The organism is Natronorubrum daqingense, from assembly GCF_001971705.1.
Classification (GTDB): Archaea; Halobacteriota; Halobacteria; order Halobacteriales; family Natrialbaceae; genus Natronorubrum; species Natronorubrum daqingense.
Window position 1 is genome coordinate 154,701 of the sequence record NZ_CP019328.1, and the last position, 15,740, is coordinate 170,440.

The 15,740-nt window shown below is 62.2% G+C and carries 13 protein-coding genes; 6 read left to right on the forward strand and 7 right to left on the reverse strand.

Translation table 11 applies throughout. The features are described 5' to 3' along the window. Positions 1 to 38: 38 nt before the first annotated feature. The 3 genes from BB347_RS17170 to BB347_RS17180 all read right to left on the reverse strand — a co-directional run bounded on the left by BB347_RS17170 (position 39) and on the right by BB347_RS17180 (position 4,958). Positions 39 to 1,958, reverse strand: a complete 1,920-nt coding sequence (locus BB347_RS17170; RefSeq protein ID WP_076583422.1) for a DEAD/DEAH box helicase — start codon at positions 1,956 to 1,958, stop codon at positions 39 to 41. Positions 1,959 to 2,002: 44 nt separating this feature from the next. Next, the gene (locus tag BB347_RS17175) at positions 2,003 to 4,228 is read right to left on the reverse strand and encodes an AAA family ATPase (RefSeq protein ID WP_076583424.1); all 2,226 of its coding nucleotides are present in this window, start codon (positions 4,226 to 4,228) and stop codon (positions 2,003 to 2,005) included. Positions 4,229 to 4,322: 94 nt separating this feature from the next. Next, positions 4,323 to 4,958, reverse strand: coding sequence for a helix-turn-helix domain-containing protein (locus BB347_RS17180; protein WP_076583426.1), 636 nt, complete (start codon positions 4,956 to 4,958; stop codon positions 4,323 to 4,325). A gap of 83 nt (positions 4,959 to 5,041) precedes the next feature. Between BB347_RS17180 and BB347_RS17185 the strand changes: the two genes are divergently transcribed. From BB347_RS17185 to BB347_RS19835, 3 genes are all read left to right on the forward strand, one after another. Continuing rightward, positions 5,042 to 5,944: a ribonucleotide-diphosphate reductase subunit beta gene (locus BB347_RS17185; protein WP_076583427.1), complete on the forward strand. Its 903-nt coding sequence runs from the start codon at positions 5,042 to 5,044 to the stop codon at positions 5,942 to 5,944. A 218-nt stretch (positions 5,945 to 6,162) separates the two neighbouring features. Beyond that, entirely contained in the window at positions 6,163 to 7,344 is a 1,182-nt protein-coding gene (locus tag BB347_RS17190) for a Fic family protein (protein ID WP_076583428.1), read from the forward strand. Between the two features lie 88 nt (positions 7,345 to 7,432). Then, on the forward strand, positions 7,433 to 7,567 hold the full coding sequence (locus BB347_RS19835) for a DUF7128 family protein (protein ID WP_257787645.1): 135 nt from the start codon (positions 7,433 to 7,435) through the stop codon (positions 7,565 to 7,567). A gap of 23 nt (positions 7,568 to 7,590) precedes the next feature. Here BB347_RS19835 and BB347_RS17195 read toward each other — a convergent pair whose 3' ends face one another. Both BB347_RS17195 and BB347_RS17200 read right to left on the reverse strand, forming a co-directional pair. Beyond that, positions 7,591 to 7,836 carry a DUF7508 domain-containing protein gene (locus BB347_RS17195; RefSeq protein WP_076583430.1) on the reverse strand — a complete coding sequence of 82 codons (246 nt, stop codon included), beginning with the start codon at positions 7,834 to 7,836 and terminating at the stop codon, positions 7,591 to 7,593. A 3-nt stretch (positions 7,837 to 7,839) separates the two neighbouring features. Next, entirely contained in the window at positions 7,840 to 8,352 is a 513-nt protein-coding gene (locus BB347_RS17200) for a DUF5796 family protein (protein WP_076583431.1), read from the reverse strand. A 173-nt stretch (positions 8,353 to 8,525) separates the two neighbouring features. Here BB347_RS17200 and BB347_RS17205 point away from each other — a divergent pair, with 173 nt between their 5' ends. Both BB347_RS17205 and BB347_RS17210 read left to right on the forward strand, forming a co-directional pair. Continuing rightward, positions 8,526 to 9,398, forward strand: a complete 873-nt coding sequence (locus BB347_RS17205) for a shikimate kinase (RefSeq protein WP_076583433.1) — start codon at positions 8,526 to 8,528, stop codon at positions 9,396 to 9,398. After that, positions 9,395 to 9,721, forward strand: coding sequence for a chorismate mutase (locus tag BB347_RS17210; RefSeq protein WP_076583435.1), 327 nt, complete (start codon positions 9,395 to 9,397; stop codon positions 9,719 to 9,721). Before BB347_RS17205 ends, BB347_RS17210 begins: the two co-directional genes overlap by 4 nt. An 18-nt stretch (positions 9,722 to 9,739) precedes the next feature. Here the strand turns inward: BB347_RS17210 and BB347_RS17215 are convergent, their stop codons facing one another. Beyond that, positions 9,740 to 10,117 carry a twitching motility protein PilT gene (locus BB347_RS17215; RefSeq protein ID WP_076583437.1) on the reverse strand — a complete coding sequence of 126 codons (378 nt, stop codon included), beginning with the start codon at positions 10,115 to 10,117 and terminating at the stop codon, positions 9,740 to 9,742. A 151-nt stretch (positions 10,118 to 10,268) separates the two neighbouring features. Here BB347_RS17215 and BB347_RS17220 point away from each other — a divergent pair, with 151 nt between their 5' ends. Beyond that, the gene (locus BB347_RS17220) at positions 10,269 to 11,264 is read left to right on the forward strand and encodes an arsenic resistance protein (protein WP_076583438.1); all 996 of its coding nucleotides are present in this window, start codon (positions 10,269 to 10,271) and stop codon (positions 11,262 to 11,264) included. Positions 11,265 to 11,345: 81 nt separating this feature from the next. Here the strand turns inward: BB347_RS17220 and BB347_RS17225 are convergent, their stop codons facing one another. Continuing rightward, positions 11,346 to 15,635: an Eco57I restriction-modification methylase domain-containing protein gene (locus BB347_RS17225; RefSeq protein ID WP_076583440.1), complete on the reverse strand. Its 4,290-nt coding sequence runs from the start codon at positions 15,633 to 15,635 to the stop codon at positions 11,346 to 11,348. Positions 15,636 to 15,740 lie beyond the last annotated feature (105 nt).

Genomic DNA, 15,740 nt, shown 5'->3' on the forward strand with positions numbered 1-15,740 from the left:
GTGGATACGCGTCGTCGACGGCTAGCCTTACGCGACGGTTACTCCCCTTTTTCCTCCGATTCGGATTCCGTTTGCTCGAGCGTTTGCTCGCGGACCGTCAAGCCCTTGCGACCGAGGTGCTGGAGTTGCTTGCGGGCGAAGTCCTCTTCTCGCGTCCCTCGCGTCGCGAGCACGTACACGAGTGCACCACCGGCGGGGCGCATCGTTCGTCCGGCGCGCTGGGTTCCCTGCCGTCGAGAGCCGCCGAGTCCGGAGGCGACGATGGCGAGGTCGGCCGTCGGGAGGTCGATCCCTTCGTCACCGATTCGCGAGAGTACGAGCACGTCGCGTTCGTTCGTCCGGAACTCCTCGAGTCGGCGTCGGCGCTCGTGGTGTGGCGTTTCGCCGCTGAGAAACGGAACGTCAAGTGCAGCCGCGAGGTCGCGACCTTGCTCGAGGTAGTCGACGAAGACGAGCGCCTTGGCGTCGGGGTGCGCCGACAGAAGGTAGCGAACGTCGTCGACCTTTCCGCGATTTTTCGCGGCGATCCGGTACCGTTCTCGGCCGTCGGCGGAGGCGTAGGCGTTTCGCTGTTCGTCGTCGCCCCACGGGACGTAGCGAATCTCGAGTTCGGGTTCGGCGACGAACCCGGCCTCGAAGAGGGCCTCCCAGTCGGTGCCGATCGGCGGCCCGACGAGCGTGAAGATCTCGGTCTGTCGGTCGTCTTCGCGAATCGGGCTGGCCGAGAGGCCGAGACGGTGGCGCGACTGCAGGTGGGTACTCCGCCGGTAGATGTCCGAGGGCACGTGCTGGCACTCGTCGAAGACGACGAGGCCCCACTGTCGGTCGTCGAACAGCGAGCGGTGGCGGTCCATGCCGGCGATTTGGTACGTCGCGATCGTCACCGGACGAACTTCCTTCCGGCCGCCGTGGTACTGCCCGACCTGTTCGGGCTTAAGCGAGGTGTACTCGACGACGGCGTCGGCCCACTGACGGACCAGGTCGCGACTGGGGACGAGGACGAGCGTCTCGCCACCGACGTGGGCCATGGCTCCCATCGCGGCGACCGTCTTGCCGCTGCCGGGCGGGCCGACGAAGACGCCTTCGCCGCTCTCCGCGAATCGATCGATCCACGTTTGCTGGTACCCTCGTAACTCGATTTCGAGGTCGATCGAGAGGTCCTCGCCGGACTCGAGTTCCCGGTGGTCTTGCACCGGATAGCCGGCTTCGTAGAGCAGCCGTTTGATCGCGGCTTCGGCCCCCTCTCGAACCCAGTCCTCGGTGTCCGAAATCGGTGCGTGAACGTGCTCTTCGTCCAGCTTTTGGCGTGCGACGTTGCCCATCACTTCGGGGCTTTTGGCCTCGAGCACGGTGTAGCCGTCCTCGTGCGTCGTCAGCCGGAACTGGTGGGCGCGATCCCACTGGCTCTCGACCCACTCCTCGAGCGGTTCGGATCGCTGGCCCAGCGCCTGGCGCATCGTTCGACAGAGCCCCTCGAACGTGTCGTGGGGTGCCTGCCAGATGTCTTCGGCACGCAAAACGTATCGATAGCCCTGCTCGCCGTTGCCGTCCGCGAGGTGTGCGAACTGCGCTAACTGTGCGCGGGTGAACTGGTCGGGCCGATCCACGATCACCTCGCGTCGCTTCGGGAAGACGACGACGCGCTCTCGGTCGGTCAGGTCCTCGAGTTCGCTCGGGTACCAGACGACCGGATCGGGTTCGACGGACAGTCGCTCGACGTCTCCGTGCGCTGTCAACGCCTCGAGTCCTTCGCGGGCTTCGTCCTGCGTGATCTCGAGCGCTCGAGCGGCGGCCGCGGCGGTGAGGACGGGCCGCCCGGCTTCCTGGGAGGCGTCGTGAAAATCCGCGAGCGAGAACGTTTCGGCTGCGCTTTCGTCGTCGGCACTCTCGTCGGTCGGCTGCTCCTGTGACTCACTCAGCGGCTGCTTCGGGGACTCGTCGGCACTCTCGTCGGTCACTGCTCGAGGCTAACGGCGGTGTGGGTAAACCGATTTCGTTCGTCCTACTGCGTCGGTTTCCCGTTCTCTCGAGCCGCCTCGAGGTGCCGGCGTTCGACGACCACTTCCCCGGCCTTCTCGTTCGCCGTTTCGGGATCGTACTGGTCCGCGACTTCCCGAATCGCCTTCATCGAGGCGGTTCGCACCAGCGCCTCGAGGTCCGCGCCGGTGTAGCCCTCGAGTTCGCTCGCCAGTTCTTCGATGTCGATCTCGTCGGCGAGTGGCTTCCCGCGGGTGTGGACCTCGAGGATCTTCTCTCGAGCCGCCTGTCCGGGTTCGGGGACGAGCACGTGGGTGTCGAGTCGACCCGGCCGGAGCAGAGCGGGGTCGATCTGGTCCTTGCGATTCGTCGCGGCGAGCACCACCAGATTCGGGTTCTCTCGCATGCCGTCGAGTTCGGTCAGGAGCTGTGAGACGACGCGTTCGGTGACCTCGTTGCCGTCGCCGCGTGCGGACGTGATGGCGTCGATTTCGTCGAAGAAGACGATGGAGGGGGCGGCCTGCCGTGCCCGTTCGAACACCTCTCGGATCGCCTTCTCGCTCTCGCCGACGTATCGATCGATGATTTCGGGGCCATCGACGCGAACGAAGTTGACGTCGGTCTCACCCGCGAGCGCCCTCGCGAGGAGCGTCTTCCCGGTTCCGGGCGGGCCGTGCAACAACACGCCGGAGGGCGGTTCGGTGTTCGTCTCCTCGAAGAGCCGATCGTACGTGAGGGGCCACTCGACGGACTCGCGGAGGATCTGCTTCGCGTCCTCGAGTCCACCGACGGCGTCGAAATCGGTGTTCGGCGATTCGGCGACGTACTCGCGCATCGCCGAGGGTTCGACGGACGCGAGCGCGCTGTCGAAGTGGCGTTTCGTCACCGTCGGATCTCGGTTCCACTCGTCGCGCTCGTCCGCGTCGGTCGGCCGGTCGCGGATCGCGGCCATCGCGGCCTCGCTCGCGACGGCGTCTAAGTCCGCGCCGACGAAGCCGTGCGTTCGGCGCGCGATTTTCTCGGTGCTGACGTCGTCCGCGAGTGGCATCCCACGCGTGTGCACCTCGAGAATCTCCGTTCGCCCGTCGACGTCGGGGACGCCGATCTGAATCTCGCGGTCGAAGCGCCCGCCCCGCCGGAGTGCCGGATCGATCGAGTCGACGCGGTTCGTCGCGCCGATGACGATCACCTCGCCACGAGCGTCGAGGCCGTCCATCAGCGTCAGCAACTGGCCGACGATTCGGTTCTCGGCGTCGCCCTCGTCGTTGCGAGCGCCTGCGATGGAGTCGATCTCGTCGAAGAAGACGATCGTCGGAGCGTTCTCTTCGGCCGTCTCGAAGACCTCTCGCAGGCGTTCTTCGGACTCTCCCTTGTACTTCGACATGATCTCCGGGCCGGAGATCGTCTCGAAGTGGGCGTCGACCTCGTTGGCGACCGCGCGAGCGATCAGGGTCTTTCCGGTTCCGGGCGGGCCGTACAACAAGACGCCGGAGGGCGGCTCGACGCCGAGTCGCTGGAAGAGTTCGGGCTCCGAAAGCGGGAGTTCGATCATCTCCCGGACGAGTTCGAGCTCCTCGTCGAGGCCGCCGATATCCTCGTACGTGACGCCGGAGGCGGGTTCCGTTTCGGTGGTCGTCGACGAACGCGAATCGGACGTCGTCGTGCCCGAGTCGGTGTCGCTCGAGGACTGGTTCGCCGACGCGCTTCCGGTTTCCGACTTCCGGCCCCCTCTCGAGCCGGTGCCGGCGATTCTGATCGTCGTCGTGCTGGTAATCCGAACGTCGCCGTCCGGGTCGGTGTCGGTGACCTTGAACGGTTCCTGTCCGAGCCCCTCGAGACGGATCTGCTCGCCGGCACGAACCGGCCGATTTCGGAGGGTTTTGGCGGCTTTTCGCTCGGCGATCTGCTGTTGATTCGCGGTGAACGTCGGCGGCGGGACGAGTGTGACTCGACGCGCTTCGGCGATGGTCGACGTATCCTTCGTGCGGACGGTGACCGTGTCGCCGACGTGTGCGCCGGCGTTCGCCCGCGTGTCGCCGTCGATCTGGATGACGTTTTCAGGGACGGCGGAATCCGCGGGCCACATCTTCGCGACGGTCGCCTTTTCGCCGTCGATGACGACCGTATCGCCGCTCAACACCCCGAGCTGTCGACGTGCTAACTCCGGGATTCGCGCGACACCTCGCCCGGCGTCTCGCTTTTCAGCAGCACGAACAGTCAGCGACACGCCGTCCGAATCCGCCTGACTCATACGCGTTCCTTTCGTGTGAGCCACCTTGAGAATTGTCCTGTCAGCGCACTCTCGCTCGAGGGGCTGTTCGGTGACCGGGCGTCTCCCTCGCGAGTTACAACGCGTTCTCGAGCAACCGGTCGATTCCACGCCGGATGCGTTCGGACGCTGACGGGCCGGATATCCCCAGTTGCTCGCCGACAGCTTCCGTCGACGCTGCGCGAGGGACTTCGAAATAGCCGATATCCCGAGCTGCGACGAGTGCATCGTACTGCTCGTTCGTGAGCGAAAACGGCGGATCGTCGGCAGCGGACTCTCGAGTCAGTCGCTCGAGGTGGAACGTCGCGCCTCGCTCGAGACAGAACTCTCGGTAGGCGGCGAGCGCGTCCCGGTCGGGGAATCGGGCGCGAGCCCACCAGCCGTCGACGGTGACGATGCCGCCAAGCGGAATGGTGCCGAGTTCGATGTACTTGCGGTAGATTGGAACCGGCGGGTCGCGGAGTTCGATTCGATAACGGGCGTGTTCGTCCGCATCGTCGATGGCAACGGCGTCGGCGACTGTGGGATCGGCTGTCACTGCGTCCCGAAATTCGTCGTCAGGGTCGTCGACGACGCGACAGACGGCGACGGGACGGTCGGGATCGACGACGAGGAGTCGTTCGATGTAGACCGTCACTGCCGGTACCGCGGCGACAGCATTCGTCAGAGGGAGTTCCAGCGACGTCAAGCGAAACTCCGCGATGAGCCCCATACGACACCCGTCGCACTCCTTACTTAAACACCCTACTGTATGAGAGATATCCTCAACGGCGCGTCGGCCGTACCTGTGACTCGATGGCAACTGACAGCCGCCCCGAGATGCAACTCGATCACACCGTTCGACCCCACCGGTACTACCGAAACGCCGTCGAGAAACACTGGGATCCCCACGAGATCGACCTCGAGACGGACCGCGAGGAGATCACCGAACTTCACGACGTCGCGTTCGAGGCGCTCAAGGAGTCGCTCGCGCTCTTCGGTGCCGGCGAAGAGTCGGTGACCGAAGACCTCGCGCCGCTCGCGGTCGCGCTCGACGATATCGGCGACCAGATGTTCATCACGACGCAACTCTACGAGGAGTCCAAACACACGGACTTCTTCGATCGATACTGGCGCGAGGTCATCCACGCCGAAGAAGAGCGTCGCGGCCAGTCGCTCTCCTCGCCGAGCGACGAGAAGTGGTTCAACGAACCCTACGACGAACTCTTCGAGCGAAACGAACGAGCGATGGCGCGCCTGCTCGAGGACGATTCGGCCGAAAATCGGGCGAAGGCACACTGTCACTACCACCTGACGATCGAGGGCATTCTCGCCCAGACCGGATACTACGGCCTCACGCTCGCCTACGGCACAAACGAGCCCGAACTGCCCGACCTCCCGGGATTGGTCGAGGGACTCAAGCTGATCCGCAGCGACGAGGGTCGCCACGTCGGGTTCGGCATGGCACAGCTCAAGTCACTCGTCATCGACGGCGAGGTTGAAGCCGACCTCCTGCGCGAAACGGTCGGCGAGCTGGTCCCCCTGGTTCAGAAGAGTCTCGTGACCGACGACGGCGCGAGCTCCTCGGGAGGGCCGGGTCCGAGCCCGACGGACCTCTCGGAGTACGCCTACAACAAGCACGAACAGCGAATGAAGCAGATCACGACCGCCAGCGAGAAGATTCCCGACGTCGAGGAGCTAACTGAACTCGAGGATTGAGTCGTCTCCTCGAGTCAATCTCGTGAAAGTCACTTCTCCGGCTATTCTCGTTCGGGAGAGGGAGTGGTATTCACGCAGCGGTGTGAGAATTGGGCGGTCGATTTTGACTACTGTTGCGTACGAAGCTACTGATACACAGCACAGTCCCCTTTAGTGGCTATGTTTGCATTCGGTGCGTCAGATTCATCTAACTGGGTGTATATGGGGTAAACACGTGCATGAGGGACATCGAAATCGAAGATACTGCGCCGGGGAAATTGGTCTCTTATGGGAGAAAGCCATATTATCGACCAGATCCGCTCCCACCCTCTCGAGAACTTGCCGTCGATGCAGACGTGTACGACCTGCTGGCCGACGCTACGTTCTGGCTCGGGAAACTAAGCGGCATCAGCCTCGAACTCGACTTCCCACCTGTCCTCTACACTTCGCTCCTTCGGAAGGAAGCGATGGAATCAGCCGAAATTGAGGGTGCAGATATCGACTACAACGCCCTCTACAGCCTCGAAACGCACACCCTCGACGAAACTGCGGTCGAAAATCATTCCGAATCCCCCTCTAGCCGAGCCGAGACGAAGGATACACGGGAGGTCCTCAATTACGAGCAGGCCGTCAGAGACGGTATTGAGGCACTCAACGACGGTAACAATATTTCTGTTTCGCTTCTTCACGATCTTCACGAGACGCTGCTCACGGGTGTCCCGGATGACCGCGTCGATACGGAGACGATTGGTGCATACAAGACCGTTCCAAACAATCTCGGAAGCTTTCTCCCTCCGGTACCAGGTGAAGTGAACGGGCTAATGGACGCGCTGGTAACGTACTACCGAACTGGCGGCAGCTATCACCCACTCGTCGATATCGCCCTCTTTCACTACCAATTCGAGACAGTCCATCCGTATGGCGATGGGAATGGCCGTCTCGGTCGCCTCCTCATCACTCTCCAGTTGTACGACAACGGTCTGCTCGAGTTACCGAATCTCTACCTCAGCGAGTACTTCAATCGGAACAAAGCCGCGTACGTCGATCGAATGGAGGCGGTTCGAGTCCGTGGCGACTGGGAAGCGTGGCTCTCGTTTTTCGTCGAAGGGGTTGCCCAACAAGCCGAGGAGTCTGTCGATCGTACGCTCGCACTCGCTCGGCTGCGGCGTCGTTACGAGGACGAGTACGGCGGCGTCCAGTACGCGAAAAACCGCTTAGCGTGTAGACTCTTCGAACGACCCTACGTAACGACGAAAACAGTTGCGGACGCACTCGATATCGAGCGCTCGACAGCCTACCGTGCGGTCGACGCACTCGAGGATGACGGCGTCTTAGAAGAAGTCACGGGGAACGAGCGCAACAAGGAGTTTCGTGCGACGGAGATCTTCGAGATTCTCGAGCGGCCGCCACAAACGTACTGAGTCGGACTTTCCGTGGTTACGTTGCCCTCGCTGTGGTGTGTTCACGATCGGAGAAACGCATTTTGTCCTTCGTGGTGTATGCTATCATATGGTCGCTCAAAGCCAGCGCGACGACGGTATCTGGTGGGAGTGTGAGGACTGCGGACTCCTCTTCGACGATAAATCGGACGCATCGGAGCACGAAAAACGGTGTGACGCTTCCGAACCCACGTACATTCAGTGAGGGCAAATTCACTCCGTCGACCGCTACTCGAGTCGCTCGCGGTGCTCGTCGGCGAGCGATTCAGCCTGCTCGAGCGTGTGCGTCTCTTCCCAGCGAACGGACTCGGCGTCGCCGTAGGCCAGGGCCGTCTTCACTTCGTCACGAAGGACGCCGTGACCCACTGACTGCACCGTCCCCGAGCCATCGCCCAGTTCGTAGATTCCCGGTCGATCGGGAACGCTCGAGAGAGTCCCGCGCTCGAGGTCGCGCCACGGTTTCTGTAGCGGCATCGGTTAGTCACCGTCCGGTGTCTCTGCGTCGGCGTGCTCACCGGCCTTCGTGCTTCTCGCCTCGGTGCTCGCGTCGTTTCGTTCATCCTCGACGTCTTCGACGAGTTCGTACGCGTGCTCGCTCAACTCGTCCTCGGCGAAGACGAACACCCGGCCGTCGACGAGCGAGAGGTCGGCCTCCACGCGAATTGAGTACGCCTCAGTCGAGACTGCCACGCCCGGAAACAGTTCCTCCTCGTCGTCTTCCTCGAGCATGACGCGGCCGACGCCCGTCGCCTCGAGGATGTCGTCGTGGGTGTTTCTGTCGTTGACGTAGGTCATCACGCCCTCGATGCCGTCGGGATCGGTGACGAGCACGTGCACTTCCTTGCCGGGAGGCGTTTTAATCGCGTTCTCGACGGGTTTTGGCGGGCCATGATAGAAGACGTCTCGCCCGTCGAGGTACTCGACCACGACGCCGCCCTCGACGAAATCGACACCGATCGTACTCGGCGCGACGTTGTTGCGTGCACTCATTGGGTGGCTATTCGGTCGGTTCTCGGAAAAACGGTCCGTTCTGTCGTCCGGCACGGAGAGTGACTGCTGTCACTCATCGACCGTCCGCAGCCGCTCGTGCCCGAATTTGAATACGACTGCACAGCGTTGTCGAGACCGTCAGCCGTAAATAGACGCTTTGAGAGTGTGCGAGTATGGACGGCCGCGCCGTCGCTCCGGCAGCCGGAACGGTTCTGAACGCACTCGCGACCGGAACGGGCTCTGCCTTTGCGATCGACCTCGAGACGACAGCTACCGTCGACCTCGCCGACGATGGAGACATCGATGCGGCCATCGCGGGCGAACCCGAAGCCGACACGACGCTCATCGAGCGCTGCGTCGAACTGACGCTCAGCGAGTACGCAGAAACTGCGGGCCTCGAGCCATCGACCGTCGGTGCCCGCGTCGAGACGGACAGCGAGGTCCCGATGGCATCGGGACTGAAAAGCTCGAGCGCCGCGGCGAACGCGACCGTGCTCGCGACGCTCGACGCGCTCGAGATTGCGGACGCGGTCGAGCGGATTTCGGCGTGTCGAGTCGGTGTTCAGGCCGCACGCGACGCGGGTGTGACGGTTACGGGCGCGTTCGACGACGCCAGCGCGAGCATGCTCGGCGGCGTGACGGTCACTGACAACTCGGCCGAGAAACTCCTCGCCCACGAAGAAATCGACTGGCACGCACTGGTGTACACCCCGCCGGTTCAGTCGTTTAGCGCCGACGCCGACGTCACCGCGTGCAAACGGATCGCGCCGATGGCCGATCTCGTCGCCGAACTGGCGCTCGACGGCCGCTACGGCGAGGCGATGACCGTCAACGGCTTCGCGTTCTGTGGCGCACTCGAGTTCTCGACGGCACCCATGATCGACGCGCTCCCCGACGTTGCGGGCGTCTCTCTTTCGGGGACGGGCCCGAGTTACGTCGCCGTCGGTGACAGAGAGACGCTCGAGGCGGTTCAGACGGACTGGGCCGAGCGTGACGGAACGACACGGTTACTGCAAACACGAACCGATGGAACACAGGTACGATGACTCGAGAATCTGAGACAGCAACTGACGGTGGAACGGATGCCCGAACGCCCGACGAGATGACCCTCGACGAACTGCGCGAGGAAATTCAATCGATCGATCGCGAGATCGTCGAACTCATCGCCCAGCGAACGTACGTTGCGGACACGATAGCACAGGTCAAAGACGAGCAGGGACTCCCGACGACCGACGAGTCCCAAGAACAACAGGTGATGGATCGGGCAGGGACGAACGCGGAACAATTCGACGTCGATGCGAACCTCGTCAAGGCGATTTTCCGACTGTTGATCGAATTGAACAAAGTAGAGCAGCGTGAGAATCGGTAGCACGAGATAGAGATATTGTCATTCATCAGTAGGTTCTAGCGGGACTCGTTCCACCTCGATGTCTTCGGAGTCCTTCTCAGAGGAGAGTACGTCCATCTCTCGCGTTTCCGTAGTCGCCGCGTGGAAGGCGTCGAACGGCGTCATTCCCTCGTCGTAGTAGTTGACACCGTTCAGAACCACCTGTGTCTCTTCCTCGTCTCGCACAGGGACGAGCTCGAGCAGGTTCGCCACCAGCGGAACGTAGTCGAACTCGTAGCGTTCTCGAGCGAGAAGGAGTCGAGATACGAGATGAGTTTTGACGTCGTACTCGCCGAGGGCGTCCTCAGCGGAGCCCTGCAACCAATCAGTGTCTTTGGCGAGTGCGAGTAGGAAATCCGTCTCGACGGACACCGTCATCTGTCACCGCCGGCTTCCTCAGCCTCGTCTTTCGCCTCCGCCTTGATGTCCCTATCCATCTTCGTCTTCACGTGGCTACAGTTATTCACCGAAGAGCGGATTTTCCGGGAGACACAGCCCATAAGCCACAAGAGACGGTATCTCTGATCAGATGAAGTACGTCGAAAAATACCAGTCGGTATTTGTTCTGGTTGCCATCGTTGGTGGATTGGTGCTCGGACAAGTGACTGGTGTCCCTGCCGTTGCAGATCAACTGATTCTGCCGTTTTTGATGGTAATGCTGTTTGCAGCGTTCACTGGAATCCCACTTTCACGACTCTGGTCGGCGTTCAGAAACCGGCGTGTCGTCGGGTCGAGCCTCCTGATTAACTTCATCTGGAGTCCATTGTTAGCCGTTGGTTTGGGAGCCCTTTTCCTTCGCGATCATCCGGCACTGTGGGTTGGTCTCATCATGTTGATGGTCACGCCATGTACGGACTGGTATCTCATCTTCACCGATATCGCCGACGGGGACGTTCCGCTAGCGACCTCCGTTCTCCCGTATAACCTCGTCCTCCAACTGATTCTGCTTCCGATCTACCTGTACGCATTCGCAGGAGAACTGATTGCGTTACCGTTGGATGTCTTACTAGAGAGCGTCTTACTCGTCCTCGTCGTTCCACTCGTTTTCGGTGGGACTGCCCGTATTGGATTGGTTCGGACAAAGGGTCAACAGTGGTTCACACAGCGGTTTCTTCCAAAACTCAGTCCGATACAGATCGTCTTCTTGAGCCTCGCTATCGGGGCGATGTTCGCCTCACAGGGGGAAGTTATCCGTGAAAACCCCGGACTGCTCGCACTGCTTGCTGTTCCCGTGATCGCCTTCTATGCAATTACCCTCGGGATCGGTTTCGGCGTGGGTCGCTTGCTGTCGTTCTCCTACGAAGAAATGGTCTGCTTCAACAACACCATCCTCTCACGAAACTCCCCGACAGCGCTTGCGATTGCGGTTGTCGCGTTTCCACACGAACCGCTCATTCCACTGGCTCTAGTCATCGGGCCGCTGCTAGAACTCCCGCTGTTAGGAATCATCGCTCAAATTCACATCGGGATCAAAAATCGGGGGTGGTGGCCGTTCGATCCCGCTATCTTGTGTAGCAGAGGCTGACGCGCTCTCACTATCCGCACTCACTGATCGGAGAGAGAAAACTAGCAGATGTTGCGAATACTATTATCCGTGTAGTGACCGTCACTCACCGATGACCTGCTCGAGGGCCGCGACTTCCTCGTCCGTAAGGCCGTACAGGTCGTACAAACTCTCTTCAATAACTTGATCGACTCGCTCGATTTGGAACTCGAGCGTTTCGGCGGCCGACTTCGTCTGCCGGAACTGCTCGAGGCCGGTTTCGACGTCCCCAACAGCGGGGAGAGTGAGCGCGTTCAGTCGGTCGATCAGCGAGTTCGTCTTCGTTGCCGTTTCTCGGACGTTGGCAAATCCGTCGGCTTCCTCGAGCGCCACTGGGACGAACTCTCGGACCAGCACTCGGGTCGCGTCGTCGAGGTCGACGAACGTGATCGCCGGCTCGAGAGCCGTTTCCGCGTACCCCCAGCGGTCGGTGTCGAACGCCGCGTCGTCGTCCGGTTTGTATCTCGCGCTCGCGCGAACGGTCAGCGTCGACCCGCCGGCCTCGACGTCGACGGAGCCGAGTCGAAGCCCGTCTCGAGTCGCCGTCGTTTCGGAGAGTATCGAATCGGCGACGCCGGCTGGCGGCTGGTACTCGGGGAGTTCCTCGAGCGCGTTTCCGTCGTCGTACCGACCGAGGTAGTCGCGCAGGCGCAGGTTCAGTTCGTCCAATCGCGCCGTGTACTGCTGGCGACGGTCGACCGCGCTACAGACGGTTTCGTACAGCTCTCGCGGCCGTGTTCGTTCGATTGTCAGCGTCTCTATTTCGCCCGTCGCGTACGCCTCGAGATCGGTGAGACGGTCGGCCGAAAGCGAGTCGATGGCCCCGTCGAACTCGAGTGAGGGCACGGGGAACGGATCGAGGTAGGCCGTCTTCATCCGGACGTACCCGCCACGAAGGTCGGTGCCGGTGTGGGTCAAGAACGCGCTCAACAGATCCGAGTTGAGCAACGCGGTGAGAAACCGCTTGTCGTACGCCTCGGATTGAATGCCATAGACCGTGTCCAGAATCGCGCGGCCGTCCGCGTCGACCGCCGCCGTCCCCTCGTCGACCACGTCGGGGACGACGACTTTGGCCTCCCGGGCCCGGCGCATATTCTGTGGCCGGCCGAACTGATACCACTCCGGCGTGTCGCGGTACCGGCCGCTCTCCCTGTCCTCGAGCGTCTCTCGCACCTCGGTCAGGTACGACCAGGTCTTCGGGAACTCCGTCTCGAGCGTCTCCTTCGAGTAGAGTTCGACGCCCGCGTCGGTCGTCTCGTACGGGAAAAGCAGTACGCGGTCCCGATCGAAGGTGTACCGATCGATGTCCGACCCCTTGAGCGCCGGTTCGAGCAGTTCGTCCTCGAGTTCGACGACCCGCTCGAGTTCGCTCGAGTAGTAGCCCCCCTCGGTTCGCTCGAGCAGATACACTGGGTCCGCGTTCGTGCCGATTCCCTTGAAGACGCTCGCGATATCGCCGAGCGTCGGGTTCTCGGATAGTCGGTCGAAGAGTTCGCCGAGGGGCCCGATATCGAACGACCACGGGGATTCGCCGAGCGTTTCGCGGTCGACCGTGCCGTTGCGCCACTCGCTGTCGTCGTCAGGGAGCGGCGTCTCCCCCTCGGACGCTGGCTCCACTAACTGCCAGATGTCGACGTCTTGGGTTTCGTCCCCGTTCGCTAAGAGCACGCAGGAGTAGGTCGTGATGCCGTCGAACAACTGGTGGGGGCCGAAGTCGACGAGTCGCTCGAGGTCGCCCCGTTCGCCGAGGTACGATCGGAGGGATTCGCCCGCCTGAGACGTGAGCCACTTGTTCGGGACGATGTACCCGAACTCGCCGTCGTCGGCGAGCAACTCGAGTCCGTGTTCGATAAAGCAGAGGTAGCTGTCGAACTCCCCGCTCGAGGCGGCCTCGTACTGCGTCCCGTAGTAGTTCCAGAGGTCGGCGTCGGCCCGCTTGAGGGTGATGCTCCTGACCCACGGCGGATTACCGATGACGGCGTCGAAGCCGCCGGACTCGCGTTCGGCTCCCGAGTCCGTGTAGAACACCTCCGGGTACTCGAGTCGCCAGTGGAAGTACCGGTCGCGAGCGGCCCACTCCCGTGCCGTCCGGAACCACTCCGTTTGCTCCAGGTCGGCCCACCGGGAGTCGTCCTCGAGCGACCAGGCCATCCGCTCGTACGCCCCGTCCGGGACCGACAGGCCGACGTCAGCCGCTGTCTGGACGTGCGCCATCGCTTCGAGTCGCCGGCGAAGTTTGTTCCGCTCGAACTCGTCGTACTTGGCTTCCATCTGCTTGACGTCGGCGAGGTCGCGGTTCTCGATGGCGATGAAGTCCTGATAGATGTGAAGTAACTGTTCGATCGTCCCCTTTCGTGCGATGCCGAAGTCGGCTAACGTGGCGTTTTGACCGCCACTTGCGCCCGCGGACTCCAGTCCCTCGATCGACTCGATGTCGCTTCCGACCAGCGAGTTCCCCGCCTTCAGGTGGTGGTCGAGAAACGCAAGCGGCTGCTCCGCGGCGAGCGTTCGGAGCCACAGCGACACCTTCGCCAACTCGACGGCGAGCGGGTTGAGATCGACGCCGTAGATACACCGCTGGGCGACCTGCCGGCGCGCCCAGTTGATGTCGTGGTCGTCGTCGACCGACTCGAGGCCGTCCTGGGCCGCCTGGCGCTCCTGGGCGTCGACGATCTCTCGCGCGAGGTAGTCGACGGCGTTCGTCAGGAAGTGCCCGCTGCCCATCGCGGGGTCGAGGACGTTCAGTTCGAACACTTGCTCGGCGAACTCGTCGGCAAAGCCTCGATCTGTCCCGTGTGCGCTCTGGCCGACGAGGTCTTGGCGAATCTCCGCGACGAGGGGCTCGAGCGTCTCCTCGACGATGTACTCGACGACCGGTTCGGGGGTGTAGTACGACCCCGTCGCTTTGCGCTTGCCGCTGTCGGTCGAGAGGTAGACGTCGCCGTCCGCAACCGCGATATCGTCGCCCGCTTCGCCCTCCTCGACGACGACGTATTCGCCGTCCTCGAGGGCCATCGGCTCGTCGGCGATCGAAAGCTGGTACTCGAGTAACCCCTCGTAGATGCTGCCGAGATGGCGGACGTCGAGCGAGGAGTAGTCGACGAAGGTCTTGCCGTCGCCCTCGATCGCCTCGCTTCGCGTGAGCAGGTCGATGACGGTCGCGAGATGCTCGTCGCCGATGGAGTGCGTCGCGAGGAATCGGGCTTCCGGACTATCGGTCTCGTCCGGATCGGTGCGAAACAGGCCACCGTTGTACGCCGGCACGGAGAGTTTCTCAGGGGGAATTCCCAGGGATTCGCTCCCCTGATCGATGAGCGCGAACAGGTCGGCTACCCGCGACTCGAGCGTATTTTGCCAGCCGTGATACGCGTTCGTCGGCCCGTCGAGTTCGTCGGCAACGGTCTGTTTGAGCGAGTGGAGGCTGTACGATCGCTCGTAGATCTCGTTGGACGTATCGAGCAGGTCGCGGCCGTCGCTCTCCGCGTAGAGGACGAATATCAGGCGGTACAGGTAGATGAGCGAACTGTCGTGGACGAGCTCGAGGTCCGCCTCGCCGAGGTCGTTTTCGGGATACTCGAGGTAGCCCTCCGCGAGGACCGTGATCGCTTCGTAGATGTTGGCCTGAAGATCCGCGCCGAGTTCCTGCGCGAAGACGCTCGACTCGGCGTAGACGTCGTCGAGAAACCGTTCGCCGCGGCCGTCCGCGAGGAACGCCTCGTGACGGAAGAAGAGGTAGAAGTACTTGAAGTCCGAAAGATCGCCGCCTTCGAGGAGCGCCGGGAGGTCGATTTCGTAGTAGGAGTCGAGTCGGTGGCTCGTCGGCCCGTAGTAGAGTCGCCAGCGTTTCCCGTCGGTGAGGACGGCCCACTCGGCCGGCGTCTCCTGTAAGTAGACGTGGATCTGGTAGCTCGGATTCTCGAAGTCGCGCCGGTGTTCGCCGCTGCCGCGGGTGTCGAGTGGCCGACCCCAGCGTTTGGCGTCCGCGACCGCGAGCGCGTTCGCGTAGAACTCGCCTCCCTCCCCACGTCGATCGTACGCATCTCGAGCGGTTTCCGCGGCGTCGAAGAACGCGTAATCGGGTCGTCTCCGGGTCCGATCCGTCGTCGCTTCGACCTCGAATGGAATCCCCAGCATTCGAAAGATCGGCCGGATGAACGTCTCCTCGAGTTGCGATTCGTTGCGTTTCGGGGCCGTCTCTTGCTCGCGTTCCCACAGCTCGGAGACGGCGTCGAAGGCCGCTCGCAACTCGCCGTCGTCGACGTCACGCCACGCGTCGGTTTTGGGGAGTTGCTCGTCGAGGTAGTGATTCGAAAATAGATCACGATTCGTTCGGTAGGGACGTGTTGGCTGCATATTACGCAAGACGGTGGACTGTCACGGTCAAGCCAACGTACCCACATAGTCTTTCTCGTCTCCAGACCGTCACACATCGCAGAATAGCAATGTTGACTCTTACTT

Coding starts and splice junctions, on each gene's coding strand:
- BB347_RS17175 (WP_076583424.1), bottom strand. CDS start 4,228: ATGAGTCAGGCGGATTCGGACGGCGTGTCGCTGACTGTTCGTGCTGCT.
- BB347_RS17190 (WP_076583428.1), top strand. CDS start 6,163: ATGAGGGACATCGAAATCGAAGATACTGCGCCGGGGAAATTGGTCTCT.
- BB347_RS17180 (WP_076583426.1), bottom strand. CDS start 4,958: ATGGGGCTCATCGCGGAGTTTCGCTTGACGTCGCTGGAACTCCCTCTG.
- BB347_RS17205 (WP_076583433.1), top strand. CDS start 8,526: ATGGACGGCCGCGCCGTCGCTCCGGCAGCCGGAACGGTTCTGAACGCA.
- BB347_RS17185 (WP_076583427.1), top strand. CDS start 5,042: ATGGCAACTGACAGCCGCCCCGAGATGCAACTCGATCACACCGTTCGA.
- BB347_RS17200 (WP_076583431.1), bottom strand. CDS start 8,352: ATGAGTGCACGCAACAACGTCGCGCCGAGTACGATCGGTGTCGATTTC.
- BB347_RS17215 (WP_076583437.1), bottom strand. CDS start 10,117: ATGACGGTGTCCGTCGAGACGGATTTCCTACTCGCACTCGCCAAAGAC.
- BB347_RS17210 (WP_076583435.1), top strand. CDS start 9,395: ATGACTCGAGAATCTGAGACAGCAACTGACGGTGGAACGGATGCCCGA.
- BB347_RS17195 (WP_076583430.1), bottom strand. CDS start 7,836: ATGCCGCTACAGAAACCGTGGCGCGACCTCGAGCGCGGGACTCTCTCG.
- BB347_RS17225 (WP_076583440.1), bottom strand. CDS start 15,635: ATGCAGCCAACACGTCCCTACCGAACGAATCGTGATCTATTTTCGAAT.
- BB347_RS19835 (WP_257787645.1), top strand. CDS start 7,433: ATGGTCGCTCAAAGCCAGCGCGACGACGGTATCTGGTGGGAGTGTGAG.
- BB347_RS17220 (WP_076583438.1), top strand. CDS start 10,269: ATGAAGTACGTCGAAAAATACCAGTCGGTATTTGTTCTGGTTGCCATC.